We start from the raw sequence: 2,270 nt of genomic DNA on the forward strand, positions 1-2,270 counted from the left end.
ATGTTTGTTGGTAACTACATTTTACCAAAGAGAGGTGTCTTTTTCTGTACTTTTAAGTTCAATATTCTAACTGATCTTTACGGTAAAAGGATAGAACGTCGTTCTTAGGGGTGCGAAACTTGAGTTAATTAATATATGTATTGCTATAACACGCCTATCTTAGAGTTTAAACAGACAATTTGTATTAAAAGGATATAATAGTCGTAAAATAGTGGATAGACTTGACAAAGCCGGGTCAGGCAACTTATTTTTTATTACAAAGCTAAGCTTGATAATGGTACCGAACGAAAGAAGATGAGTGGGGAGTCAATGCGTATATAGTCTTTTGAATCGAATAGTTTTGATAAGAGTTGCTTTATATACCTGAATTATTTACTGTTAAATGTATACATATAGAAATTCAAAAGAACAGGTTAGGAGAGTGTAACATGCCTAATGGAAAATGTCTTTGCGGGAATACCGTTCTAGAAGTTAAAGAACTGAAAGGAAAAGTATACGTCTGTCATTGTGGGATGTGCAGGAAACAGGCGGCGGGACCGATTGTTTATACTGATGCATACAGGGAAGGAGAGTATCACTTCGGCGAATCATCGACAGTTTCTGTATATGATTCATCTGGCTGGGCAGAGCGGGGGTTCTGTCAGTCGTGTGGGACATTTATGTACTTACGATATAAGAAAGACAGTACGATTCATTTTAATGCTGAACTCTTCGATGAGATGGAGCCAACAGAATTAGTTGAAATTCACAAGGAAGACGAACCGGAATTCTATGGTGTCATTTACCCAACAGATGATTAAATGTTGACGGCGATAAAAATTGTTCAATTTATGGAAATGTTTAGCTAATAAAAAAACAACCCGGACGAAAGAATCTGACTCTTTCGTCCGGGTTGTTTTAATGTAAGCATTCTTCTCCATATTCTCAATTTTCATCAGCAGCTGACTGATTTTGTCATTCAGTTCCTTGATTTCCTCTTTGTATTCCCCTCTTTCGGGATCATTACTCACCATGAAAAATGAGGTGATCGTACTGGTCAATGCGCCGAAGAGGACGATCCCAGTCAGCAAGAGAACCATGGCGGTCAGTCTGCCGACGACGGACTCATTAGAGATATCACCGTAACCCACTGTTGTCTAGGTAACAAACGCCCACCAGAGTGAGTCGATGAAATTGACACCTTCTGCGATAGAGTAGACCGTTGCACCGATAAGCAGGATCGTCCCGCTGGCATAGATCATGTAGGCAAAGCCGTTTGTATTGAAGAACATTTTGATATGGCGAGACATTTTTCCTATCAGTCCAACTAATCGGGTCATACGAAAGAGTCGGGTCAGCCGACTCATACGAGACAGTCTGGATAACCTGGCAATCCTGAAAAGACGGGAAATCCAGAACACCGAGAAGGCAGAATGAAAGGGAATGATGGCAATCAGGTCCAGAATGTTCTCTCTGAAATGACTGCTTTCTCTTCTAGTTCTAATAGACGGCTGAAGAAATCACAAGCAAAGAGCAGCAATATCAGGCGGTCGATTTCAAGGAAAGGGGAAACACCGATATCAAAGACTGCCAGACTATCCATGACGACCATGCTCACTGAAAAGAGTGCCAGGATAATAATGACCGGATCATAATATTTTTTCAATACAGTCATGAGGTTCCTTCTTTCTTAAATAGGTAATAGCACATATGTAAAAGGGTCCGTTCAGATTGACTGAGCAGGCCCTTTTAGTCTGCTTAATTAGGATCAGCTCCTCCAAAATTTAGTGTAATCTGCTTTATCTTCGATATTAAACTGGATGATGTTTTTGAGCAAATCATAATTAACCGGCTGATTCCACTTGATACGGAACAGTTGCTTTGTCGCTTCATAATCAGCTGCGGCAATTTCTTCTGCGAAGTGATTCATCGTAACCTGTTCAGGCGCTACAGCAAGGTGGTTCTTGGATGTACTGAAACCTATAATGAATGTGCCGTGATCGGAGAACATCGGCTGGTTCCACTTGAATTGTTTCTCCAGTTGTGGAAACGAATCCTCTATCCACGTCAGAAGGTCTCTCACACGATCCTGATGTTCTACTGAATCGAGCTTGTTTATAAATGTATCAAATTCTTCCATACTTATCCCCTCCAATATTTAACGGTTAGTGTCAATACTTTCTTTTAATAATTGCTTACAATGGTTGTTATATCAAGGAAAAGCAAAAAAACACTTGCCCCTCCCCTAAATCTCGTTCAAAATAGTAGGTACCAACCAAACTACTTCCAAG

Annotated in this window: 5 protein-coding genes; 1 reads left to right on the forward strand and 4 read right to left on the reverse strand. The window is 40.3% G+C overall.

Translation table 11 applies throughout. The annotated features are described in order from the left end of the window. The first annotated feature begins 428 nt into the window (after positions 1-428). Positions 429-800, forward strand: a complete 372-nt coding sequence (locus ACYQ2O_RS11810; protein ID WP_346025591.1) for a GFA family protein — start codon at positions 429-431, stop codon at positions 798-800. Here ACYQ2O_RS11810 and ACYQ2O_RS11815 read toward each other — a convergent pair. The 4 genes from ACYQ2O_RS11815 to ACYQ2O_RS11830 all read right to left on the reverse strand — a co-directional run bounded on the left by ACYQ2O_RS11815 (position 735) and on the right by ACYQ2O_RS11830 (position 2,119). After that, the gene (locus ACYQ2O_RS11815; RefSeq protein WP_346025590.1) at positions 735-1,130 is read right to left on the reverse strand and encodes a potassium channel family protein; all 396 of its coding nucleotides are present in this window, start codon (positions 1,128-1,130) and stop codon (positions 735-737) included. The genes ACYQ2O_RS11810 and ACYQ2O_RS11815 overlap by 66 nt on opposite strands. Positions 1,131-1,136: 6 nt before the next feature. Next, entirely contained in the window at positions 1,137-1,319 is a 183-nt protein-coding gene (locus tag ACYQ2O_RS11820; RefSeq protein WP_346025589.1) for a hypothetical protein, read from the reverse strand. Between the two features lie 113 nt (positions 1,320-1,432). After that, on the reverse strand, positions 1,433-1,654 hold the full coding sequence (locus tag ACYQ2O_RS11825) for a hypothetical protein (protein ID WP_346025588.1): 222 nt from the start codon (positions 1,652-1,654) through the stop codon (positions 1,433-1,435). A 93-nt stretch (positions 1,655-1,747) separates the two neighbouring features. Beyond that, positions 1,748-2,119 (reverse strand): iron chaperone, encoded by a 372-nt coding sequence (locus ACYQ2O_RS11830; RefSeq protein WP_346025587.1) that lies wholly within the window; start codon positions 2,117-2,119, stop codon positions 1,748-1,750. Between the last annotated feature and the right edge of the window lie 151 nt (positions 2,120-2,270).

The sequence above is a fragment of the Alkalibacterium sp. m-11 genome (genome assembly GCF_054658155.1).